We start from the raw sequence: 24,156 nt of genomic DNA, 5'->3' as shown, positions 1-24,156 counted from the left end.
TAGCAGCTTTTGAACGGTACACTTTGAACAAACAGGCAACAACGGTTGATAGGAAAACGGCCCCCTGGGGCTACCACGTGGGTGCGCGAGCGCGCTGGCGGTGGTGGCTGCTGTGCCTGCTAAGCTTGTGGCTGGCAATGCCCGCCGCTGCGCAACAGCCCAGAAAAAAACAGCCCGCTAAAACCAAGGCTCCCGCCAAGCCGGCTCAGCGCAGCACTACCAAGCCTAAAGCGAAAAGCACACCCTCCCGCCGGGCCGCCCCCAAAAGCAAGGCGCAGCTGGAGCGCGAGCGGCTGGCCAACCTGCGCCAGATTCAGGAAACCAGCCAGGCCCTGAACCAAACCCAAGAGAAGAAAAAGGTGAGCCTCGGCCAGCTCAACGTCATCAAAGTGAAACTGACGGAGAAAAAGCAAGTGATTCAGGGGATTTCGACCCAGCTGCAGGGCATCGAAAGCAACGTGCACCAAACGGCCAAGCAAGTGCTGCAAACCCAGCAGACCCTGCGGGAGCTAAAAGCCGAATACGCGCGGCTGCTGTACACGGCTTCCAAAACGGCCAACGGCTTCAACCGGCTGATGTTCCTGTTTGCTTCCGACTCATTCAACGAGTTTGCGCTCCGGCTGCGCTACATCCGGCAGTACACCGAGGAACGGCAGCGGCAAGCCGCCCGCATCATGGGCGCGCAGCAGCAGCTCAGCCAGCAGCTCACGGGCCTTACGCAGCAGCAGCGCCGCAAAAGCAGCTTGCTGAATACCCAGCTCAATGAGAACAAAAACCTGCTGACGCTGAAAACCAAGGAAGACCAGATGGTGCAGCAGCTCAGCCAGCAGGAGCAGGGCCTGCGCCAGGAACTAGAAGAACGTCGGCGCGCCGTGGTGCAGCTCGATAATCTGATTGCCCAGCGTGTGCGCGAAGAAATTGCCCGCGCTGCCCGGGCCGCCCGCCTGGCTGCCCGCCGCCAGGCCGAACTGGCCGCTGCCGCTGCGGCCCGCCGTGCCGCCGCCGCCCGCAGTGCCGCTGGGGGCGGGCGCACGCGCTCAGACAACGACGATGCCAGCGCAGCCCCCGAGTCTGACGCTCCCGAGACGGCAGCCGAAACTGCCGCCGACCGCCGTGCCGTGCGCATTGCCCTCACCCCCGAATCAGCGCTGCTCTCGTCTTCATTCGCGGGCAACAAGGGCCGGCTGCCTTGGCCCGTGAGTAGGGGTTTCATCAGCCAGCGCTTTGGTCGGCACGCGCACCCGGTACTGAAAAACGTGACCGTGGAAAACCGCGGCGTCGACATTCAGACGGGCGCCGGCGAGTCGGTGCGCTCCTGCTTCGACGGCAAAGTGCTCACCATTGCCAACATCGCGGGCATGAACACCATTGTCATGATTCAGCACGGCGACTTTTTTACGGTGTATGCCAAGCTCCGGTCCGTGAGCGTGCGTGAGGGCCAGCGGGTGAGCGCCAAAGAAGTGATTGGGGTGGTAGCCACAGACTCCGAAGGCACGTCCGAAGTGCAGTTTCAGGTGTGGCACAACTCGCAAAACCTGAACCCGCAGACCTGGCTGGGACACCGGTAAGGCTGACCGGAGACCACGAAAAAAAACCCGCGCCAAGGGTGCGGGTCTTTCTGAGCTATGAAAACAAACTTAGTCGTCGGCCGCGGCGGCTACTAGCCTGCCGCAACCGATAACCAAAGCAAAGGTGGGGCATTGCCGACGCTGTCGCCTCTGTAATTCGGTGAGTAGTCAAATTCACCCGGTGAACGTCAGTTTTGCCCGGTTACAAAGTCCAACTTCGGAGCCGCCGCTGGTGGTGCTTACACCAGGTTCAGGCGCCCAAGCAACCCCGCTTTGTAGGAATTGCCAATGGGAACCCGCACCGGCGTGCGCGACAAGCTGGAGTCGCGTATGCCGTCGAGCAGGGCCGAATCGGCCTCGATGGTTATGATGCGGTCGAGGCGGACGATGTATTTGCGGTGCACGCGGGCAAAGTCCCGAACGGGCAGTTTCGTTTCCAAGTCCTTCATGGTGCTGTACACCGTGAACCGCTCGCGGGCAGTGTAAAGGTTTACGTAGTCGCCCAGGGCTTCCACGTACTGCAGGTCGGCCGTGGCAATGCGGACTAGTCGTTGGTCCTGTTTGACAAAAATCTCGGTGCGGTTGTTGGCGTACAGCGTGTCGCCAGCGTTGTTAGCCATGCGCAGCACGCCGTCGAGTTTCTGGCGTTCGTCTTCGAGCTGAATGCGGATGCGGCGGAGCTCGAGGTGGGCCATTACCTGCCGGGCCAGAATGCGCAGGGCCTCGCGCTGGTCGTTGGAGAGTTCGCGGGGCACGGTGTCGAGCGCACACAGGGTGCCTAGGGGCTGGCCTTCGGGCGAGAGCAGCGGCGCACCGGCATAAAAGCGGATGTTGGGGTCGCCGGTCACCAGCGGGTTTTCAGCGAAGCGCGCATCGGAGGTGGCATCGTATACTTCAAACACGTCCTGGGCGCGCATGGCGTACTGGCAGAACGCGTGTTCGCGGGGCGTTTCCTTCGTTTCCAGCCCAACCGTAGCTTTAAACCACTGCCGATGCCCGTCAATCAGCGAAACCAGCGACATGGGCGTGCCGCAAATGAACGCCGATAGCTGGGCAATATCGTTGAACACCTGCTCCGGGTCGGTATCGAGCACCTCATAACTATGGAGGGCCTCCAAGCGCTCCGGCTCGTTTACTTGTCGTAGCGTGGAGTCGGGCTGCGTGGTGCGCTTATGTGATTTCACAGCGTAGGAAGTAATAAGAATATGGCCCGTGCCCAATTGGGGCAAGAAAGCTCAAGGTGAAAAGCTTAGCAAAGCTAACCCGGTGTTAGAGGTGTTGAGGGAGGGTTTCCGGCCAACCGTTGTTCTAACGCGGCCAATAGATGCAAATTACCCCTTAAGGTAGGCGAGGCATCTGCCGAAACCTTCTCATCGGGTATCTTTGAGACTCCAAAAGGTGTTGGGCTTCGTATATCCTCCTTTATCACTCTAATCGGGCCCTGAGGCCCATCTCCTCATGCTTCACTCCTTGTTTCTAATCGGTAGCTTCGGGACAACCGAAATTCTGCTCATCGTATTTGTAATTATTCTGCTGTTTGGGGCCAAGCGTATTCCCGAGCTCTTCAAAGGCATGGGCCAGGGCGTGCGTGAGTTTAAAGACGCCACCAAAGAGGCCGACAAGCAGCAGCCGCAGTACCGCGACCAGCCCACTGCCCCACCCGTGCAGCCGGCCCCGCCCGTGTACAATCCTAACGACCCTACCAACCAGCCGCGCTAGTCTGCGCTCCGCAAGCCATGCAAACTCCTTTCATCCTCTTCTTAGGCGATATCGGCGGCTCCGAGCTCATGCTGATAATGGTCGTCATCCTCATTTTCTTTGGGGCCAACAAAATTCCTGAGCTGGCCCGGGGCTTGGGCAAAGGCATCCGCGAGTTCAAGGACGCCAGCACGGAAATTCGCAAAGAATTTGAGCAGGCCGGCCAGCCCTCGACGCCCAGCTACACGCAGCAACAACCGCCGGTGTACGATGCGCAGAACCCCTCTTCGGCCTCGCTGTCATCGCCAGCGGCGTCGACTCCTCCCGTAGCCGAAACCGGCTCCGGGTTCGACCCTTGGGCTGCACCCGCAACGGCTTCGGTGCTGCCCACGGCTGATGCCGACTATTCTTTTGAGAACAAGAGCGAGGACCTGACTCCGCCCGTGGCCCCTACCTTGCCGCCGAATTTAGCTCCCGAGGGCACGCAGCCCCGCCAGCCCTATATTCCGGCTACCCCCAATCCCAACGTATAACGCCAAATCGGGCACCTAATCTGCAGAACAGTTTGAAGCGTTTTCATTCTTTATCCGAAGTTCGTAACGAGCTGGCGGCGGGCAACACGTCCTGCCGTCAGCTCGTTGAGTATTACCTGGGCAACATCGAGCGCCAGCAGCACCTCAATGCTTTTCTGGAAGTGTGGGCCGACGAGGCCCGAGCCCAGGCCGATGCGGTAGACGCCAAACTTGCGGCCGGCACTGCGGGGCCTTTGGCCGGCATGGTCATCGGTCTGAAAGACGTGCTGGCCTACGCCGGGCATTCGCTGCAAAGCAGCAGCCTGATGCTCGATGGATTTAAGTCGCTGTTTACCGGCACGGCCGTGCAGCGCCTGCTTGATGCTGACGCCATTCTTATTGGTCGTCAGAACTGCGACGAGTTTGCCATGGGCGGCTCAAACGAAACGTCCTTCTTCGGCCCGGCGCGCAATGCGGCCGACCCAGAGCGGGTACCCGGCGGCTCGTCGGGCGGCTCGGCGGTGGCTGTGCAGGCCGATATGTGCTTGGCCTCTATAGGGTCGGATACGGGCGGCTCGGTGCGGCAGCCAGCGGCTTTCTGCGGCGTCATTGGCCTGAAGCCTACCTACTCGCGCATTTCGCGCTACGGCCTGGTGGCCTTCGCCTCCTCGTTTGACCAGATTGGGCCCATCACCCGCTCGGTGCAGGACGCGGCCCTGTTGCTGGAAGTAATGGCCGGGCCCGACGGCATGGACAGCACCGCCAGCCAGCGCGAAGTGCCTGCCTACAGCCAGCAACTCACGCCCGCCCCGCACTACCGCATCGGCTACATTGCCGACGCTATCAACAACGAGGGCCTGAACCCGGAAATTAAGTCAGCGCTGGAAACCCAGCTGGACATTTTGCGCGGCCAGGGCCACGTAGTGGAAGCAGTGGAGTTCCCTTATCTCGACTTCATGATTCCGACCTACTATATTCTCACTACGGCCGAAGCCAGCTCCAACCTGGGCCGCTTCGACGGGGTGAAGTATGGCTACCGTGCCCCGGATGCCACGGACCTAGAGTCGCTCTACAAAAAAAGTCGTTCGCAGGGCTTTGGAGCCGAAGTGCAGCGTCGCATCCTGCTGGGCACCTTTGTGCTCAGCGCTAACTACTACGACGCTTATTACACCAAAGCCCAGCGCGTGCGCCGGCTGATTAAGGACAAGACCGACGAGTTGCTGCGCCAGTTCGATTTCCTGGTGCTGCCCACCACGCCCACCACGGCCTTCAAAATAGGGGAGAAGCAAGACCCTGTGTCTATGTACTTGGCTGATATTTTCACCGTGCAGGCCTCACTGGCCGGGGTGCCCGCCATCTCGGTGCCGGTGGGAGAGGATGCTAACGGTTTGCCCATTGGCTTGCAGGTAATGGCCGGGGAATTCCGCGAAGCGGAGCTGTTGGCATTTGCCAGCGTGTTGACCGAAGAAGTGCTGGCCTAGCGCAGCACAGTTTGTTTCTAGGTTTCGGTCCGTCTCTGATTCATTTGTTTGGATTCGGCTTGTATGAAGTTTTTCAGCCGGCTGCCAAATGGTTTTCAACCGCTTGGCAGCCGGCTGAGTTTGTTGTGTTCCTTATTGGAATGGTTAGAATAAAATGCACAACCGTTTGTGTACAAAACAGCAATTGCTTTGCGAGTAGTTGCTCCACATTTAGATAGGTCAGGGGCTTGTGTTTGAGGAGGAGGGTATAATAATTTACCTCACCGCTATTTCTGGTTGCTTACGGGTAGTCTGATGGCTGATAGATTTATAATCAACCAATTTAATGCCTTTTCGCTTTCTCTGTTACACTATATAACGCTGAGTTGATTGGTAAGAAGCGTGAGCTTGACTGAGTAAAGCCCACGCTGAAAGTTCTGAACATGCCGTCTCATGGCTTGGCTAATAAACTTTCGTTCTTAACTAAGAATTTCTGCCTTCTATTTTCATGCTGAAAGCTTCATTTACCCTCATTTTCATTCTCACTGGTATGTTGGCCTGGGCCGGTCCATCGGCGCCCATCGTTATTCACAGCCCCGATGGGGCTGTGAAGGTGACGGTCAGCGTCACAGACCAGGGCACACCGGTTTACTCCATTGCCTATAACAACGCGGAAGTAATCCAAACTTCCCGGCTGGGGCTGCAGTTGGCTGGGGCTGATTATACACAGGGGCTTGCGCTGACCAGCGCGGGCAAAGCCCGGCTTCTGACCGATGCCTATACCCTTACGAACGACAAACGGGCGAACTGCCGCTATGAGGCCAACCGGCGTGAGCTGGCATTTGCTGGCAGCAGGGGGCGCAAAATCACCATAGTCTTTCAGGTGTCTAACGACGGGGTGGCGTTTCGCTACCTGTTACCGGGCAAGTCGAAAGAGATGCAGCGGGTGCTGAGCGAGAGCACGACTTTTCACTTGCCCGTGGCTGCTCGGGGCTGGTTGCATCCGCACGCGGTGGCCCAAACGGGCTGGGCCAATACGCAGCCTTCGTACGAGGAGTATTACCAACTGGGTATTGCCGCCGGCACGCCCTCCACGTTGGGGCAGGGCTGGTCGTTTCCCGCTCTTTTCCAAGCGGGCGGAAACTGGGTGCTGCTGACTGAGGCTGACATGGGACGGAGCTATTGTGGCACCCACCTGGCGCACCTGGCACCCGATGGCGAATATGGCGTAGCCCTGGCCCAGGCTCAGGAGGGCACCACGCCCACTGCCCCGGTCTTGCCTGAGTCGACGGGGCCTTTGCAGACGCCTTGGCGGGTCATTGTGCTGGGCCAGAGCTTAGGTACTATCGTCGAGTCGACGTTGACAACGGACCTGAGTGCACCCTCCAAAATTCGTGAGACGGCGTTTGTTCAGCCAGGCAAAGCGGCCTGGAGCTGGGCGCTGCTGCAAGACAAGGCCACTGTGTACGAAGTGCAGAAGCGCTTCATTAACTATGCGGCGGATATGAAGTGGCGCTACTGCTTGATTGATGCCTTGTGGGACACGCAAATAGGGTACGAGCGGGTGGCTGAGTTGGCGACTTATGCCCGCACTAAAAACGTGGACTTGCTGCTCTGGTACAACTCGAACGGCAGTTGGAACAAAGCACCCCAAACTCCCACGAATGTGCTGTTTGACCCAGTCAGCCGCAAAAAGGAATTCGCTCGCTTGCAGCAGATGGGCATCAAGGGAGTCAAAATTGATTTCTTCGGCGGCGACGGTCAGTCGATGATGGGCTATTACCAAGACCTGCTCGATGATGCGGCCCAGGCCAAGCTGCTGGTGAACTTTCACGGCACCACCCTGCCCCGGGGCTGGACGCGCACCTACCCCCACCTGATGACCATGGAAGCCGTGCGCGGCTTTGAGTTTCTGACCTTCGACCAAGCCAATACCGACCAAGAGCCCTCGCACTGTGCGGTGTTGCCGTTTACGCGCAACGCCGTAGGGCCCATGGATTTTACGCCGGTCTGCTTTTCAGAAATCCCCAACCGCAAGCGCGTTACCACCAACGGCTTTGAGCTGGCGCTCTCGGTGGTGTTTCAATCAGGAATTCAGCACTACGTGGAAGTGCCGGAAGGAATGGCCCAGCCGCCGCCCTACGTGGTTAACTTTCTGCGTAACCTGCCGGCCCGCTGGGACGACGTGAAGTTCCTGGATGGCTTCCCCGGGGAATTCGCCGTGGTGGCCCGTCAGACAAAGGGCAAATGGTACGTGGCCGGCATCAACGGTAACGCCGTCGACAAGACCATAACCCTGGACCTTTCGAAGCTGGGAGCCACCGGCGGTACGCTTATCACGGAGGGGAGCACTGCCCGCAACTTCAGCACCCGGCGCGTCAGCGGCACCACGCTCACATTGCCACTGAAGGCCAGGGGCGGGTTTGTGCTAGAGTTGGATTAGGCTTCAGCACGAGGTGCGCTATTGGCCGGCGTGAACAGGGGCTTTGTCTGTGCCGCAGGGTGCGAGCTGGTTAGCGGTTGCGGCTTGCCGGTGGTGAGGGCGTTTGTGGGCCAAATAACCGGCCTGCTTTCGTCGGGTTCACGAAAGGAACGGGGCCGCTCGAAGACTGGCCCTTGCGGGTGCTATCGGGCATTACGGTGGGTGTGGCAGCAGACGCTGGTGCATCGCCCTCTACTGGCGACTGGGCTGCCGGGCCATTGCAGGCCGCCAGCCATGCGCCGCCCGCTATGAGTAGCCCCCGGACGGCATGAGTAATTTGCATGGAAGAGAACTTAGATGGTGACTGCATTCAACTGATTATGGGCTTCCAAAGTTGTACCCCCAGGCCTAAACCGCCGCTGACACACTTGGCAGGTTGACTTAAAATTTTGCCGGGCTGGGGTAAGAAACTCCCTTCAACCATGCGGAGGGGGCGGAAACCAGCAACAAAGCAGGTGCCTCAGCCGCAATGGCTCGTGCAGTTCTGGTCTTTGTTTTTTACTTCTCAGGCTGTTTGCACTCCTGGGGCAAGTAGTTGGCTCCCTTTGCAATCAGAGCCGGTTTTGGTATACCGACTGGTGGTTTCCTCAGTGGTTGCCACAAAAAAACGTTGGGCGCTACCTATACAAGTTCTTTACCCTTGCCCTATCTTAGTGCTATGAAGCAAGGGATTAAGCGAACAAAAACCATCCGAGGCAGCCACCTGTGGCTGATGCTGGTGCTGCCTTGGCTATTGTTGAAAACAACAGATACGATGGCCCAGCGGGGGCGCAAGCACCGCGCCGTTGAACCAGTAAGCCCCACAATGCCCGCTCTGCTGGGCGATACCGTGCAGGTGAACCTGGAGCTACAGCCGGACTCCCTGGTGGCCGTGCCCGTTAACCCTGCCACCATCGACTCGGCCCGCCTGGAGTGGCTGCGCACCCCGCCCACCCTGCGCGACCTTGTTTGCGACCGGGTGAGCTGCTTTGAAACCGACGTGCCGCACCAGTTCAATAATTCGGTGATGGCCTTCGTGACTTTGTTCACAGCCCGCAACCGCAGCTACATGCAGCGCGTGCTGGAACGTGAGAACTTCTACTTCCCGATTTTTGAGAAATACTTGGCGCAGTATAACCTGCCCATCGATTTGAAGTACCTGGCTGTGGTAGAGTCGGCTCTGATTCCGACGGCCAAATCACGCGTGGGTGCTACCGGCCTCTGGCAATTCATGGGGCCCACCGCCGGCGACCTGCGCCTGCTGCGCGACGATTGGGTGGACGAGCGCATGCACCCCGAAAAAGCGACCGAGGCAGCTTGCAAGCACCTGCGCTACCTCTATGGCATCTTCCACGACTGGGAGCTGGTGTTGGCCGCCTACAACTGGGGGGCGGGCAGCGTGCAGCGCACCATGCGCCGGACCGGCAAAACCAACTTCTGGGACCTATACCCCCACATGCCGGCCGAGACGCGCAACTACGTGCCCACCTTCACGGCCATCATGTACAGCATGAAATACGCCGAAGCCCACGGCTTACGCACCGAAAGCCTTAACTACCAATACGCCGAGCCCGTGGATACGCTGGGCCTGCGCGGCCAAGCGTTCGATTTGCGCCGGCTAAGCCAGGCCTGCGGCTTCGAGGATTCCTTGTATCTCACGCGGTTCAACCCGGAGCTGCGGCGGGCGGCGCTGCCCGCCGGCTACCGGCCTTATATCATCCGCTACCCCGCCGCGGCCTCCGTCAACCTAAGCGGGGTAGACCGGGCTACGCTGCTCGCGTATTGCCAGCCGCTCACGGAATTGCCGCAACCCCTGCCCGTGCTGCCGCCTCGCCTTGAAGGCGTAGACCCCTGGGTGAGCCGGCAAATGCTGGCGGCTACTGAAGGGCCGCGTGCCCACACCGAAACCTCGGCGCCGCGCTTTCGCAAAGTGCCGCACAAAGTGCGCCGGGGCGAAACCCTGGCCAGTCTGGCCGAACGATTTGAGGTGAGCCAGGCCCAGTTGCGCCGCTGGAACGAACTGCCCAAGGGCCGGCCGCTAAAGCCGGGCCGGGAACTGGTTGTATTTGTGCCCGTGCCGGCCGCGGCGCCCAGCAGGCCTGCCGCGCCAGTGGTAGCGGCGGCTGTGCCCGAGGCTATTGCCGTGGCGCGTCGTGCGGTGGTATCGCCGGAGATAGCCGCCGCCCGGCAAGCCCAGGCTGACGCTAATGCCCGAGAGGTGGCCCGGCTACAGGAAGTAGCCCGCCAGGAAAAAGCCCAGGAGGCACGCCTTGTAGCCATCCGGCAGCGGCAAGCCATTCAGCAAGCTGCCGCCGAAGTGAAAGTTCGGGCAGAAGCTCGTGCCGAAGCCCGGCGCCTAGCGCAGGCCCAAGCTGCCGAGGCCAAGAAAGGCGACGACAAAGCACTGGCAGCCGCAACTCCGGAGGCTGCTCCAGAAGCAGTCGCGCCTGCCGAAGAGACTGCTGCCGTCGTGACTTATACGGTGCGCAGAGGGGATTACCTCAACAAGCTGGCCCGCGAGCACAACGTGACGGTGGCGCAACTGGTGGAGTGGAACGAGTTGCAGTCGGAAACGGTAACGCCCGGCCAGCGCCTGGTGCTGCGGGCACCTGTTGAAGACGAGGCAGCAGAAACTCCTGTTAGGCAGTCAAAATCGGCAGCTAAATTGGTAGCTAAGATTGCGGCTGCCCCCGTCTCAACAGCCCGTCCGGCCCTCAACAAGCGGCTGGAGCCGTCCAAGTTTCACATGGTGCAGCGGGGCGACACGCTGTTCAACATTTCGCGTCGTTTTGGCGTGAGCGTGAAAGTGCTGCGGGAGCTCAACAACCTTACTTCGGATGAGGTGAAGCTGGGCCAGAAGCTGCTGGTGCCGCAAAGCTAGAGCTCTCCAAACCGGCTGCAGCCCGCCCCGAGGCCAAGCCAGTGATAGCTGCTTGGGTTAAAGACCAAGGCGTTGGCCATTCTCCGCAACACAAAAGCTTAATAGCTTGGCTCAGCGGCAGCTACAAAATAAACGCGGCCATGCTGCGTATTTCCCGCTAATTTCGCCCTACACGGCCGCGCTGCCCGCGCGGCCGTTTCAATTTCTGATAATTCCGATGCTGAAAATAAACAAACAGGACGCCCTCAATTACCACTCGCAGGAGCCGGCGGGCAAGCTGGAAGTAGTGCCTACCAAGCCCATGAGCACGCAGCTCGACCTGGCGCTGGCCTACTCGCCCGGCGTAGCCGAGCCCTGCAAGGAGATTGCCGCCAACCCCGACGACGTGTATAAGTACACGGCCAAGGGCAATTTGGTGGCTGTGATTACCAACGGTACTGCCGTGCTAGGCCTGGGCAACATCGGCCCTGCTGCCAGCAAGCCGGTAATGGAAGGCAAGGGCGTGCTGTTTAAAAAATTTGCGGGCCTCGACTGTTTCGACATTGAAATTGACGCCACCGACCCCGACGAGTTTATTCGCATCGTGAAGTCGCTGGAGCCCACGTTTGGCGGCATCAACCTGGAGGACATCAAGGCGCCCGAATGCTTCCGGATTGAAACCGAACTGCGGGATAAGATGAACATCCCGTTGATGCACGACGACCAACACGGCACGGCCATTATTTCCTCGGCGGCCCTGCTTAATGCCCTGGAAGTGGTAGCGAAGCGCATCGACCAGATTAAAATGGTGGTGAGCGGGGCAGGCGCGGCGGCTATTTCCTGCCTGCGACTGTACGTGGCGTTGGGCCTGAACAAGGAAAACGTCGTGGTGTTCGACAAAGACGGCATCATCAACGAGGCCCGCACCGACCTCGACCCCCTGCAGATGCAGTTTGCCACCACCCGCAACATTACCACGCTGGCCGAGGCCATGGAAGGCGCCGACGTGTTCCTGGGCCTTTCGGCGGCCAAGGTGCTGCCGGCTGGCCTGCTACTGCACATGGCCGATAGCCCCATTGTGTTTGCTCTGGCCAACCCCGAGCCAGAAATCAGCTACGAGCTGGCTACCAGCACCCGCGGCGACCTGATTATGGCCACCGGCCGCTCCGACCATCCCAACCAGGTCAACAACGTGCTGGGTTTCCCCTACATTTTCCGGGGCGCCATGGACGTGCGCGCCACCGAAATCAACGAGGCCATGAAGCTGGCCGCCGTGCACGCGCTGGCCCAGCTCAGCAAAGAGGCCGTCCCCGAAATAGTGAACAAGGCCTACGGTGATAACACGCTGGCCTTTGGCCCTACTTATCTTATTCCCAAGCCGCTCGACCCGCGTCTCATCACCACCATTAGCCCCGCCGTGGCGCGGGCGGCCATGGAAAGCGGCGTGGCCCGCCTGCCCATCTCGGACTGGGCCGCCTACGAAGACCAGCTCCGCGCCCGCATGGGCGTGAACCAGAAACTGATGAACCGCATTACCTCGGCCGCCAAGGCCAACCCCAAGCGGGTGGTGTTTGCGGAAGCTGACAACTACAAAATCCTGAAAGCCGCTCAGATTCTGCGCGACGAGGGCATTGCCATCCCCATTCTGCTGGGGCCGCAGGAAACCATCGAAACCATTGCCCGGGCCAACAGCCTGGACCTGGAGGGCTGCCAGATTATCAACATTCTGAAGCAGGACGAGAAGCGGGCCGAGTACGCAGCCATTTTGTACGAGAAGCGGCAGCGGCGCGGCATGACGCTCTACGAAGGCCGCCGCCTGATGCGCGAGCGCAACTACTTCGCCGCCATGATGGTGGAAACCGGCGAGGCCGATGCCTGCATCACCGGCCTCACCAAGGACTATGGCAAGAGCATTATTCCCTCGCTGCAGGTTATTGGCACCGAGGAAGGCGTGCGGCGCGTGGCTTCCATGTACATCATTCAGCACAAGAAAGGCCCGTATTTCTTTGCCGATACTACGGTGAATATCAACCCCACGGCTGAGGAGATGGTGGAGATTATCGGCCTCACGGCCCGGGCGGTGCGCTTCTTCGACACCGAGCCACGCATGGCTGTTATTAGCTACTCCAACTTCGGCTCGAACGCCGGACCGCTGCCCGAGAAAACCCGCCGGGCCACGGAGCTGGCCAAAGCCCGTTTTCCTAACCTGTTGATTGACGGCGAGATGCAGGCCAACGTGGCCCTGAGTCCGCAACTGCTGCAGGACCACTACGGTTTCAGCCCGCTGGCGGAGAAGGGGGCAAACACCCTCATTTTCCCGAACGTGGAGTCGGGCAACATTGCCTACAAAGTGCTGCAGGAAATTGGCGGAGCCGAGGTAATTGGGCCGGTGCTTATGGGCATGCGTAAACCGGTGCACATTCTGCAGCTGGGCGCCAGCGTTCGCGAGATTGTGAACATGGCATCCATTGCCGTGGTAGATGCCCAGCAAGAGGGCAGCTTAGCGCTGTAGCCGGCATACTGGCTAGGGAGAGTTAGTGCATGCCTACATCGGCAGCAAAAAGGCCACGGCGCAACACGCTTGGCAAGCCCCATAGCCGGACCAAGACAGCCAAACTAAGGAAAAGGAAACATCGCCCTTGTGCAAGCGCATGGGGGCGATGTTTCCTTTTTTTAGCCAATTTATTTGGTCAAAAAGCCAGTAGATTTGGGATAGAAACGGGCGGGTCTACTGTTGAGTAAGCCAGCCGGTTCCGGCTTTTTGTCAGTACTTCGGGCGATATTTCAGAGCTGCTTGCATCCTGACGGACTGGCGCCTGCCTCGCTTTTATCAATTCCCTGCATGATTGCCTATCTAGACGGTAAACTCGCTTACAAAGACGCTACTCAAGCCATTGTCGACATCCTTGGGGTGGGCTACGAAGTTCGTATTTCGCTCGCTACCTACTCCAAATTGCCCGCCGAGGGGGCAGCCACAAAAATTTACACCTACCAGCACATCAAGGAAGACGGGCAGACCCTATACGGTTTCCTTGACCCGAGCGAAAAGGCCCTGTTTATGCAGCTCATTTCGGTGTCGGGTATCGGGCCGGGCACGGGCATTGTGATGGTGAGCAGCATGAGCGTGGGCGAGATTCGCGAAGCCATCGTGAACGAAAACGTGCGGGCCATCCAGAGCATTAAAGGTGTGGGCCCCAAGACGGCCCAGCGCGTTATACTGGAGCTAAAAGACAAGCTGCGCAAAGACGAGCTGCTGGCGAAAGCCGGCGTGGACACTGTTCCTTTGGCTCGCCAACACAATACGCGCCGCTCGGAGGCGTTGCAAGCCTTGGTTACCCTAGGCTTTGCGCGGGCCGCCGCCGAAAAGCAGCTAGACCAGATTCAGCAGAAGCACGGCGGGGAGCTAAGCGTGGAGGAATTGATTAAATTTGCTTTGAAGTCGCATTGAGTTGCGGCGAAAATTCTCGGGTTTTCGCCGTCTCAGGGTTACCTTACACAAGTGTCGGCACAAAAGGGCCGGCTAGTAGGCAGCTACTCGATTTCTGACCACTAATGGCCAGGCGCCATTGGCTTATTTTATACAGAATGCCTTGCCCAATGCGAACCATGGGGCAAGCGCCACTATCCGCTTAGCTGCTTGAAATCCGGTCAGAAATTACTCCCAGCGTCGGTTGTTGCAGTCGCGTCTCTGCTGGCATGGTGGGCCCAGGCCTCTCCTCTGGTAGGCACGCGCCTGACCGGCGCATGGCTGCAGGCCAGCCGCGTGCTGGCCATCGACACGCCCCAGCCGGTGGGGGCCGTGGCCGATACCCTGGGCCCTTATAAGCCCAGCCGCCGGCCGCGGGTGCGGGCCCAGGACCGGCCCGGTAGCCCATTTGGCGTGCGCCGCCGCGAGTCGCCGCTGGTGCTGCCGCTGCCTAATAACGTGAAACTCGACGTTGCGGTTGACGACAGTCTCAAGCAATTCGACGTTAAGGAGAAAGTAGGAGCCGATATTGACTACCGCGACCCCAGCGTGCTCACCTACGAGCAGTACGCGGAGTTTCAGCGTCGCGAGGCCGTTCGGGGGTACTACCGCGACAAGGCCAAAGGCGGCGTGACCGGGCCAGCGGCCGCGGCGGGCACTCCGCAGGCCCAGCGCCTCATCCCCAAAATTTACCTGGGCCCCGTGGCCAATCGCATTTTTGGGGGCAGCTACGTCGACATCCGGCCGGCGGGCTCGGTCACGCTCAAGTTTGGCTGGCGCCACAACCGCAACGAAAACCCGGCCCTGACCCTGCGCCAGCAAAGCGTAGGCGACTTCCTATTCGAGCAGAACATCAACGTCAACCTGACCGGTGCCATTGGCACCAAACTCAAGCTGGTGTTCAACTACGACACCAAGGCCTCCTTCGACTTCGACAACCAGATGCGGTTCGACTATGCGGGCGAGGAGACGGACATTATTCGCAAAGTGGACTTGGGCAACGTGAGCCTGCCTCTCACCAACTCCCTGGTGCAGGGTGGGCAAAACCTGTTTGGCATGAAAACCCAGCTACAGTTTGGCAAGCTGGGTGTGACGGCGGTGGCCGCTACCGTGCGCGGCACGGCCGACGAAATCCGCATTCAGAACGGTGCGCAGAGCCGGCAGTACGAAATCAAGGCCAGCCAGTACGAGCGCGACCGGCACTTCTTTTTGTCGCACTTCTTTCGCGAGCGCTACGACCAGGCGTTGCGCAACCTGCCCACCATTCAGAGCGGCGTGACCATTACCCGCCTGGAGGTATACGTAACCAACGACAACCGCACCACGGAGAACCTGCGCAACGTGGTGACGCTGATGGACCTAGCCGAGCCTCTTCGGCTCTACCAGGACAAGTACCGGCTGGGCAGCCCCACCCAGCAGGTGCCGGCCAAAAACAGTGCTAACTCGCTGTATCAAACCCTCATTAACACCCCGTCCGCCCGCGACAACCTTGGTGTAGATGATGTCTTGCAAAATGGACAGGGTCTCAGCAAGAACATTGACTTTGAGCGCGTGCGAGCCCGCAAGCTTGACCCGCGCGAATACACCTTCAACCCGCAGCTCGGCTACGTGTCGCTGAACACGGCCCTGCTGCCCGACCAGGTGCTGGGCGTGAGCTACCAGTACCTCTTCAATGGCCAGACCTATCAGGTGGGGGAAACGCAGGAATTGTACGGTAACCGGCGGCCCGACGAGGTGGTATTCCTGAAAATGCTGCGGGCCAGCAACCCCGGCGTGGGCGTGGCCGACCCTAGCAGAAACCCGCAAAACCCAAACCTGCAGACGCGCAACACGCCGACCTGGGACTTGATGATGAAAAACATCTATCCCCTGAACGCTTCGCAGCTGCAGCGCGACAATTTTCAGTTACAGCTCATTTACAAGGACGACGAAACCGGCGTCGACCTGATTTCGCTGAAGGAAGGCGCCCGCATTGCTAACCGCCCCATCATTGAGGTGCTGAACCTCGACAACGTAAACCCCAACAACGACCGCAACCCGGACGGCAACTTCGACTTTTTCCCCGGCGTCACCATCGACCCGGAGCTGGGCAAAGTCATCTTCCCAAACGTTGAGCCATTTGGCTCCTACCTGCGGGCACAGTTCGACCCCAGCGAAACCGACCTGATTGAGAAATACGTGTACAATGAGCTGTACACCCAGACCCAGAGCGACGCCCAGCAGCGGCAGGAAAAGGACAAGTTTTTCCTGCGCGGCCGCTTCCAGGGCGGCGCCGGCTCCGACGAAATCAACCTGCCAGGCATTGGCATTGCGCAGGGCTCGGTGCGGGTGCGGTCGGGCTCGACGCTGCTCACCGAGGGTGTTGACTACCAGGTATTTTATGACCAGGCCAAGGTCAAAATTCTGAATCCGGCTTACCTGAACTCGGCCAACGAGCTGCGGGTGGAGTTTGAGAAAAATGCTCTGGTGCAGGTGCAGCCGCGCCAGATGTTGGGTGTGCGCCTCGACTACCGGCTGAACAAGGATGTGAACATTGGCGGCACGGCTCTGCATCTGCTCGAACGTCAGGCCCCGGGCATCAACCGCGTGAACATCGGCGACGAGCCCGGCAACAACACCATTGTGGGGCTAGATGGGGGCATTCGCAAAGACAGCCGGGTGCTCACCAAATACCTCGACATGCTCCCGTTTGTCTCGACCAAGGAGATTTCTACCATTGCCTTCAGCGGCGAATTTGCCAAGCTGCTCCCGGGCCGCTCGCGGCTGGGCAACGGCGAAAATGGGGTGTCGTACATCGACGATTTCGAGAATGCGCGCACACCTTACACCTTGGGTGGCTTGGCTTCTATTCCGGCTTGGCGCCTAGCGGCTACGCCCCTGCCCATTGCCGGCAGCACGGTTCAGGGCCTACGCTCCAACTTTCAACGCGCCAAGCTGGCCTGGTACACCATCGACCAGAGCTACTACACTGGCGGGCCCAACGTACCCGGTAACATCGGGGCTGGCGACTTGTCTAACCATTACGTTCGTGGCATCAAGCGCGACGAAGTATTCCCCAATAAGGACCTAGGGGCCACCGGCAACGGCTACGAGTACACGTTCGACATGGCTTATTTCCCCAGCGAGCGGGGGCCTTACAACTATAACCCTAACATCGACGCCGCCGGTAAGCGGTTCGCCGGCGCCGAGCTGCCACAGGACAAGTTTGGCGGCATCAGCCGGGCCATCACCTTCGATACCGACTTTGACAACTCCAACATCGAGTATCTCGAGTTTTGGATGATGGACCCCTTCCTGAAGGTGACCAACCCCAACGCGCCCAACGCGCGGGTGAGTGTGACCGACCAGGACGGCAACGACGTGGTCAACACCACCGGCGGTGAGCTGCTCATCAACCTGGGCAACGTGAGCGAAGACGTGCTGAAAAACGACAACCAGCACGAATTTGAGAACGGCCTGCCCACCACCGACAACCCCCAGGAAATACGCGACAACAGCAACCCCACAGTGTGGGGTCGCGTGACGCGCCAGCAGTTCCTGACCGATGCCTTTAATGCGGCCCCTGGTGCCCGGGAGCGTCAAGACGTGGGCCTCGACGGCGTGAACGACAACAGTGAGCGGGCCCAAACTCAATACGGCACGCCTTACACCTCCCTGCCAGACCCCTCGGGCGACAACTTCCGTCATCACCTCGACCCCAGCTACGACCAGACTAACACCAAGCTGCTGGGCCGCTACAAAGACTACAACGGCTACGAGGGCAACTCCCCCGAAAACAACCAGCTCAGCTCGACGGCTTTCCCGGACAAAGAAGACCTGAACCGCGACAACGTGGTGCAGGATGTGGAGCGCTACTATGAGTACCGTATTCCTCTGCGCCCCAGCGCAGGTGGCCTCGAAGTGGGCCAGAATTTCATCATCGACAAGGTGACGAACAAAGACGAGCGCACCAGCGGCGATGAAGTGACGTGGTACCAGTTCCGGATTCCGATTCGGGAGGGCTACACCGTGCGGGGCGCTCAGGACGAGTTCGGTTTCAAGAACATCCGATTCCTTCGCATGTACATGACCGGCTGGGAGCAGCCGGTGGTGCTGCGCCTGGTGCAGCCGCAGTTTGTGGCCAACCAGTGGCGCCGGTTCATCTACCGCATCGTGGACACCCGCCAGGGCAATACGCCGCCCGTGGGCACGCTCACCGACGCCGATGCGTTCAGCGTGTCGACGGTGAGCGTGGAGGAAAACGGCCTGGCCGTGGGAAGCAGCATTCCGTACATATCGCCGCCCGGCATTCTGCGCGACCGCGAGTACGGCAGCAGCAGCGTTGCCCGCCTGCAAAACGAGCAAAGCCTGCGCCTGTCCGTCACGAACCTGCGCGATGGCTACGCCAAGGCAGCGTATAAAAACTTGACCATTAACATGCTGCGCTACAAGCGCCTACGCATGTTCCTGCACGGCGACAGCGAAGACCCCAGCGTGAGCGAAGGTCGGACGCAGGTGCAGGGCTTCATCCGCATCGGCACTGACTATACCCAGAATTTCTACCAGTATTCCCTGCCGCTGGTGATGACCCGGCCCGGCGCAACTACCGTTGACCAGGTGTGGCCCGAGGCCAACCGCATCGACGTGGCTTTTCAGGACTTCATTGATGCCAAGTCGGAGCGCAACAAGCGGGGCGGCTCCTACCAGATTCCGTACACCAAAACCCTGCCCAACGGCGCCACCATTACCGTGGTCGGCAACCCCGACTTTTCGGCGGTGCAGGGCGTGATGATAGGCATGCTAAACCCCACGGCCGACCTAGTTGACCCCAGCGTGAACAGCGTGAGTGCCAACTTGTGGGCCGATGAATTCCGGGTGTTCGACTTTGAGCAGCAGGCCGGCTACGCGGCCACTGCCCGCCTCAACGTGAAGATGGCCGACGTGGCCAACGTCACGGCCACGGGCAGCTTTACCAGCGTGGGCTTTGGCGGCCTGCAGGACAAAGTGCAGCAACGCTCCATCGACGATGCCTTCCGCGGCGACTTGCAGGCCACGGTGGCCGCCGAGAAGTTCTTGCCCGAGCAGCTGCAGCTACGAGTGCCTGTGCTGCTGCAGGTGGGCCACGAGAGCCGTGCTCCCCTCTACGACCCCCTCGACCCCGATACCAAGCTCAACCAGAGCCTCGAGAAATTTGAAACCAACACCGCTGCCCAGGCCGAGTACCGCAACAAGGTCATTGACCAAACCACCAGCCGCAGCATCTCGCTGCTGAACGTGCGCAAGGAGCGGGGCCCCGGCAAGCCCGGTGCCGTGCCTACTACGCCCAAGCCCTGGGACATTGAGAACCTGGCCCTGAGCTATTCCCTCACCGACCGGCTGCACACTGATATTCGCACCGAGCGCGACTACACCAAGGCCTACACCGCCGCCGTGGCCTATGTGTATCAGACCACGCCCAAAAACTACACGCCCCTGAGCAAGGTGCAAGCGCTGGATAACCCCTACCTGAAGATTTTTCAGGAGATAAATTTCACGCCCCTGCCCTCGCGCTTTTCCTTCCGTACCGATATTGACCGGCGCTACAACGAGCGGTTCCTGCAGCGCGTGCTCGAGCCTGGCACCCTGCCCGTGCAGGCCGGCCTGCCCATTATTCAGAAATCGTTCTTTATCAGCCGGATTTACGACCTGAAGTGGGACCTGACCAAGAGCCTGATTTTTGACTATACCGCCAACAACCGCGGCGTGGTCGACGAAGGCCAAGGCCGCACCATTGGCGGCAGCGATGTGGCGATTCGCAACCGCAAAGAGCTGCAGCAAAACCTGCTGCGCGGGGGGCGTACCACCAACTTCAACCAAGTAGCAGCCCTCACCTACCGCCTGCCGCTCGACAAGTTTCCGCTTACTGATTGGATAAGCGCTGATACCCGCTACTCGGCCAGCTACACCTGGCAGGCCGCTTCCACGGCCCTGCTCGCCCCGCTGAACCCTGTGCCAACCGGCGACGAGGAACAAGATGCCAGGACCGAAGAGCTGGCCTTGGGCAACACCATCCAAAACAGCCGCGAAATCAGCGCCAACGGCCGCATCGACCTGGTGAAGCTCTACAACAAGGTGCGGTTCCTCAACATTATTAACAACGCCCCGCCGCCCACGGCGCGCCCCAAAACCACCCGCGCCGAGCTGCAGAACCGCGCTCGGGCTACCGACGCCAGCCAGCAGCCTGCGGCGGCCGACACCACCAAGGAAGCCAACCGCTTCGTGAAAGCCGTGCTCCGTTCGCTGATGACGGCCCGCTCGCTCAACTTCACTTACGTGCGCACCGACGGCACCCTGCTGCCGGGCTACCTGCCCAAAACCCACCTCTTTGGCCTCGACAACGATTTGACGGCTCCGGGCGTGCCCTTCATTCTGGGCAAGCAGTACGAGCTGCCCGACCTGTTCGACCGCGCCCGCAGCAACGGCTGGTACACAGACCGCAGCGAGTTCCTCAACACCCCGCTCAGCTCCCTGCTGACGGAAACGCTCACGCTTCGCACGGCCCTTGAGCCGTTCCGCGGTTTCAATATTCAAGTAGACGCCCGCCGGCAGCTGGCCCGCAACCAGGAGGTGTACTATCGCAACCTGCTCGACTCGGTGACGCTGCTGCCCTTCCGCGACCCCATCACCGGCTTCACGAAGCTAGCCAATAACCCGCTGCTCGGCACGGGTTCTTTCCAGACGTCCACGGTCACCATCCAAACCTTGTTTGGCGATTTGGGCCGCAATGGCGAAACGTCGCGGGCCTTCAACCGCTTCGTGGAAAACCGCGCCAAAGTGCGGCAAAAACTAACCAACGCCAACCCGGATGCCGGCCCCACCGGCTACGGCTTTAATTCGCAGGAAGTGCTGGTGCAAAGCTTTATCGACGCCTACCACGGCCGCGACTCGGAGGGCTACGAAGCCAAGAAGTTTAATCCGTTTGCCATGCTGCCCCTGCCCAACTGGCGGGTCGACTACAACGGCTTTGCCGATTTGCCTGCCATCAAGCGGTTTTTCTCGTCATTCACCCTCAACCACGCTTACTCGTCGACTTACAGCGTGGGCAACTACACCACGTCCACAGTATACGCTCCCGACTTCAACCCCGAGAACCAATATCCTAACATCGTGAGAGGAGGGCAGGTGCAGCCGTACTACGTGGTGGGGCAGGTAAGCATCATCGAGCGTTTGTCGCCGCTTATCGGCATTAATTTTCAGACCGTGAGCCGGGCCACTGGCCGCCTTGAATACCGTACCGACCGCGCCGTGGTACTCAACACCACCAACTCGCAGGTGACCGAGCTGTACACCAACGAGATAATCGTGGGCTTGGGCTATGCCACCAATAGCCTCAAATTGCCCTTCAAAGTGGGTGGCGAGCAGCGGGTGTTGCGCAACAACCTCACGGCCCGCCTCGACTTGAGCATTCGCGACAACATCAGCGTGCAGCGCAGCATCCTCGACGTAGTCGACGTGGGTACCCCCCCGCAGCCTGGTTCCACAGGCAACCCCGAGGGTCGTGCCGAAGGGCAGATTACCAACGGCTCGAAAACCTTCCAGCTGCGCCCCACCATCGATTACCTGTTGAACACTCGCCTGAACCTACAGCTGTACTACAGCCAGACCATTACCACACCGCGCATCAGCAACGCCTTCCGAAATTCCATGACCGAGGGCGGCCTACAGCTGCGCTACAGCCTCACGCAGTAGAAACTAAAGTTTAGGAATGGTGAATTTTGAGTTGATGTGGTCAGTGCTGGGCTGCGCACCTCGCCAGCACCAGTATTTGGTACTTACTTTTGGGCATGAGCCGGAGGTTGCTGCTCGAACTCATCATTCATAAATCATTCATAATTCTCCCCAATGAACCTGCCCGCCACCTTACACTACACCAAGGACCACGAATGGATTCGCGTTGAGGGCGATGTTGCCTACGTAGGCATCACCGACCACGCTCAGAAAGAGCTCGGCGATATTGTCTACGTCGACATCGATACGCTTGACAAAGAGGTGGCCCAGCACGAGGTGTTTGGCACTGTAGAAGCCGTAAAAACGGTTTCTGACCTGTTCAGCCCCATCACCGGCACGGTGCTGGAAGTGAACGCCAAGCTGGGCGACGCTCCCGAAACCGTAAACGCGGACCCTTATGGCGACGGCTGGATGGTAAAAATCTCCATTGCCAAGCCCGAGGAGCTGGAAGAGCTGTTGTCGGCCGAAACCTACGGCGAGCTGGTAGGCGCTTAAACCCGTAGCGTACGCTTTAGCTTGTGCGTTGAGATGCCCATGCCCACCCGCCCAACGCCCAAGCCAACACCGACGCTGCCGCCCCGCCGCCCCTACGCGGCCCTGCCCATCTTGTGGGCCATGCTCGTGCTGGTGCTCACGCTCACACCTGCCCAGGAAATGCCAATCACGCCCGTTTGGGAGCTGCTGTCGTTCGACACAGCGGCCCATGCGGGCGTGTTTGTCGTTTTGGCAGGGCTCAGCTGGTTCTCGCTGTCGCGGCAGCGTCGTTGGCCTCGTTTGGCCCGGCATGCTGGGCTAGTGGTGGTGGTGGGCAGCACCCTGTTTGGGGGCCTGATTGAAGTCCTGCAGCACACCATGGGCCTGGGCCGCAACGGCGACTGGACCGACCTTGTCAGCGATGCCATCGGAGCGGCAGTAGCAGTAGGGGTGCTGACTGCGTGGGCCAGGTGGCATGCGCACCGGGCAAGCTCAGCGGTAGCCGTATTCTGGGTGGTGGGAGCTGCAGTTGCTCTTAGCGCTGCACCGGTGCCCGTCAACGCGCAGGACATGCCGCGGGTGCGCCGCACCATCGAGAAGCTGGCTTCGCCGCAGATGCACGGGCGCGGCTACGTGAATGACGGCGATAAAAAGGCTGCGGCTTACCTGCGCGGCAGGCTCAAAGAACTGAAGCTGGAGCCGCTGGCGGACGATTATACCCAGCCGTTTGTGCTGGACGTGAATACGTTTCCAAGAGTGATGCGTTGGAAAATGGCCTTTGGTGATAAGCGTCGGCAACTGCCTGCCCTCAAACCCGGCCGCGACTACATCGTAACAGCCACTTCCGGTAGCGGTCATATAACCAACGTGCCGTTAGTAGGGTTGGACACAGCCATCTTCGCTGGGTCCTTGCAAAATATGGTAGCTCAACAGCGTTTGTTGGAGCAGCCACTAAAGCAACAAGCGCTGCTGCTAACCGCCCGCGACCAGACTCGATTGTCCACGCTGCCCGTGAACCTGCGGCAACACCTGAATTCTGCTGCCGCTTGGGTGAAGCTCGTGCCCAAGCTGACAGCCTCGTTGGCATCCGAGCAAAGCCCCCGTATTGAGATAGAGCTTTTGTCTCATGTCAAACCAAAACAGGGGGCAATTATTATCCGTGGTACTTCAATGTCAGAGCCCGAGAAGCTATGGCTTACGGCCTCCGTCGACGCGGAACTCCGGCGCAATTACCAAACTCAGAACCTCGCCGCCGTTGTTCGCGGCACCACGCAGCCCGATTCGTTCCTCGTTGTTACGGCACATTACGACCATCTCGGTCAGATGGGCAAAGACGTGTACTTCCCCGGTGCTAACGACAATGCCAGTGGCGTGGCCCTGCTGCTGGAACTGGCTGCCTACTACGCCCGCCCCGAAAATCGTCCGGCTTGTTCCGTAGCCTTCCTACTCTTTGGGGCCGAGGAAGCGGGTCTGGTGGGCTCGAGCTACTTTGTGGCCCACCCGCTGATGCCACTGCAACGCATCAAGTTCCTAGTAAACCTCGACTTGCTGGGCACTGGCGAGCAGGGAGCCACTGTGGTCAATGGCCGGCTACTGGAAGAACCCTACCGCCGCTTGGTGGCCCTCAACGACGCCCACCACTACCTCCCGCAACTGGCCGCCCGCGGCCGCGCAGCCAACTCCGACCACTTTCCCTTCTCTGAAGCCGGGGTACCCGCTTTCTTCCTCTACACGCGTGGCGGAAGCACGGCTTACCACGACGTGAATGACCGCCCTGAGGCACTGTCGTTGGCGGGCTTCGCGGGGGCTTTTGGGCTGGTGCGCGACTTCCTTAATGGCATGGACGCTGCCAAGTAAAGGACATAAAAAAGCCTCTGCAGCCAACTACAGAGGCTTTTCTAATTTATAGAT

13 protein-coding genes are annotated in these 24,156 nt (G+C 59.8%); 11 read left to right on the top strand and 2 right to left on the bottom strand.

All coding sequences use genetic code 11. The annotated features are described in order from the left end of the window. Positions 1-23: 23 nt before the first annotated feature. Positions 24-1,568: a murein hydrolase activator EnvC family protein gene (locus ACP7AJ_RS00380; protein WP_426058203.1), complete on the top strand. Its 1,545-nt coding sequence runs from the start codon at positions 24-26 to the stop codon at positions 1,566-1,568. A 239-nt stretch (positions 1,569-1,807) separates the two neighbouring features. Here the strand turns inward: ACP7AJ_RS00380 and ACP7AJ_RS00375 are convergent, their stop codons facing one another. Next, on the bottom strand, positions 1,808-2,752 hold the full coding sequence (locus ACP7AJ_RS00375; RefSeq protein WP_426058202.1) for a LytTR family transcriptional regulator DNA-binding domain-containing protein: 945 nt from the start codon (positions 2,750-2,752) through the stop codon (positions 1,808-1,810). 274 nt (positions 2,753-3,026) lie between these two features. Between ACP7AJ_RS00375 and ACP7AJ_RS00370 the strand changes: the two genes are divergently transcribed. From ACP7AJ_RS00370 to ACP7AJ_RS00355, 4 genes are all read left to right on the top strand, one after another. Continuing rightward, complete coding sequence (locus ACP7AJ_RS00370) at positions 3,027-3,287, top strand: Sec-independent protein translocase subunit TatA/TatB (RefSeq protein ID WP_426058201.1); 261 nt, start codon at positions 3,027-3,029, stop codon at positions 3,285-3,287. 17 nt (positions 3,288-3,304) lie between these two features. Next, positions 3,305-3,799, top strand: a complete 495-nt coding sequence (locus ACP7AJ_RS00365) for a Sec-independent protein translocase subunit TatA/TatB (protein ID WP_426058200.1) — start codon at positions 3,305-3,307, stop codon at positions 3,797-3,799. A gap of 32 nt (positions 3,800-3,831) precedes the next feature. Then, positions 3,832-5,259, top strand: a complete 1,428-nt coding sequence (gene gatA / locus ACP7AJ_RS00360) for an Asp-tRNA(Asn)/Glu-tRNA(Gln) amidotransferase subunit GatA (protein WP_426058199.1) — start codon at positions 3,832-3,834, stop codon at positions 5,257-5,259. A 487-nt stretch (positions 5,260-5,746) separates the two neighbouring features. Further along, positions 5,747-7,681 (top strand): glycoside hydrolase family 97 catalytic domain-containing protein, encoded by a 1,935-nt coding sequence (locus ACP7AJ_RS00355; RefSeq protein ID WP_426058198.1) that lies wholly within the window; start codon positions 5,747-5,749, stop codon positions 7,679-7,681. Between the two features lie 70 nt (positions 7,682-7,751). Here the strand turns inward: ACP7AJ_RS00355 and ACP7AJ_RS00350 are convergent, their stop codons facing one another. Continuing rightward, positions 7,752-8,003: a hypothetical protein gene (locus ACP7AJ_RS00350; protein WP_426058197.1), complete on the bottom strand. Its 252-nt coding sequence runs from the start codon at positions 8,001-8,003 to the stop codon at positions 7,752-7,754. A gap of 375 nt (positions 8,004-8,378) precedes the next feature. On the opposite strand from ACP7AJ_RS00350, the gene ACP7AJ_RS00345 reads away from it, so the two are divergent. From ACP7AJ_RS00345 to ACP7AJ_RS00320, 6 genes are all read left to right on the top strand, one after another. Next, positions 8,379-10,580, top strand: a complete 2,202-nt coding sequence (locus tag ACP7AJ_RS00345) for a LysM peptidoglycan-binding domain-containing protein (protein WP_426058196.1) — start codon at positions 8,379-8,381, stop codon at positions 10,578-10,580. A 217-nt stretch (positions 10,581-10,797) separates the two neighbouring features. Continuing rightward, positions 10,798-13,071 carry an NADP-dependent malic enzyme gene (locus ACP7AJ_RS00340; RefSeq protein WP_426058195.1) on the top strand — a complete coding sequence of 758 codons (2,274 nt, stop codon included), beginning with the start codon at positions 10,798-10,800 and terminating at the stop codon, positions 13,069-13,071. Positions 13,072-13,401: 330 nt separating this feature from the next. Further along, a complete protein-coding gene (gene ruvA, locus ACP7AJ_RS00335; RefSeq protein ID WP_426058194.1) occupies positions 13,402-14,007 on the top strand; it encodes a Holliday junction branch migration protein RuvA in 606 nt (201 codons plus the stop codon). A 189-nt stretch (positions 14,008-14,196) separates the two neighbouring features. Beyond that, positions 14,197-21,732 (top strand): cell surface protein SprA, encoded by a 7,536-nt coding sequence (gene sprA, locus ACP7AJ_RS00330; RefSeq protein ID WP_426058193.1) that lies wholly within the window; start codon positions 14,197-14,199, stop codon positions 21,730-21,732. A gap of 153 nt (positions 21,733-21,885) precedes the next feature. Then, on the top strand, positions 21,886-22,266 hold the full coding sequence (gene gcvH / locus ACP7AJ_RS00325) for a glycine cleavage system protein GcvH (protein WP_092670812.1): 381 nt from the start codon (positions 21,886-21,888) through the stop codon (positions 22,264-22,266). Between the two features lie 39 nt (positions 22,267-22,305). Next, entirely contained in the window at positions 22,306-24,102 is a 1,797-nt protein-coding gene (locus ACP7AJ_RS00320; RefSeq protein WP_426058192.1) for a VanZ family protein, read from the top strand. Positions 24,103-24,156: the final 54 nt, after the last annotated feature.

Source organism: Hymenobacter sp. B1770, from assembly GCF_049896385.1.
Taxonomy (GTDB): domain Bacteria; phylum Bacteroidota; class Bacteroidia; order Cytophagales; family Hymenobacteraceae; genus Hymenobacter.
Note: the sequence above shows the minus strand (reverse complement) of the source record. Positions and strands in the feature narration are given on the sequence as shown.

Excerpts from the sequence above, each read along its gene's own strand:
- ACP7AJ_RS00345 (WP_426058196.1), top strand. The coding sequence starts at position 8,379 with ATGAAGCAAGGGATTAAGCGAACAAAAACCATCCGAGGCAGCCACCTG.
- ruvA (WP_426058194.1), top strand. The coding sequence starts at position 13,402 with ATGATTGCCTATCTAGACGGTAAACTCGCTTACAAAGACGCTACTCAA.
- ACP7AJ_RS00365 (WP_426058200.1), top strand. The coding sequence starts at position 3,305 with ATGCAAACTCCTTTCATCCTCTTCTTAGGCGATATCGGCGGCTCCGAG.
- ACP7AJ_RS00340 (WP_426058195.1), top strand. The coding sequence starts at position 10,798 with ATGCTGAAAATAAACAAACAGGACGCCCTCAATTACCACTCGCAGGAG.
- ACP7AJ_RS00320 (WP_426058192.1), top strand. The coding sequence starts at position 22,306 with ATGCCCACCCGCCCAACGCCCAAGCCAACACCGACGCTGCCGCCCCGC.
- ACP7AJ_RS00370 (WP_426058201.1), top strand. The coding sequence starts at position 3,027 with ATGCTTCACTCCTTGTTTCTAATCGGTAGCTTCGGGACAACCGAAATT.
- ACP7AJ_RS00350 (WP_426058197.1), bottom strand. The coding sequence starts at position 8,003 with ATGCAAATTACTCATGCCGTCCGGGGGCTACTCATAGCGGGCGGCGCA.
- ACP7AJ_RS00355 (WP_426058198.1), top strand. The coding sequence starts at position 5,747 with ATGCTGAAAGCTTCATTTACCCTCATTTTCATTCTCACTGGTATGTTG.
- gcvH (WP_092670812.1), top strand. The coding sequence starts at position 21,886 with ATGAACCTGCCCGCCACCTTACACTACACCAAGGACCACGAATGGATT.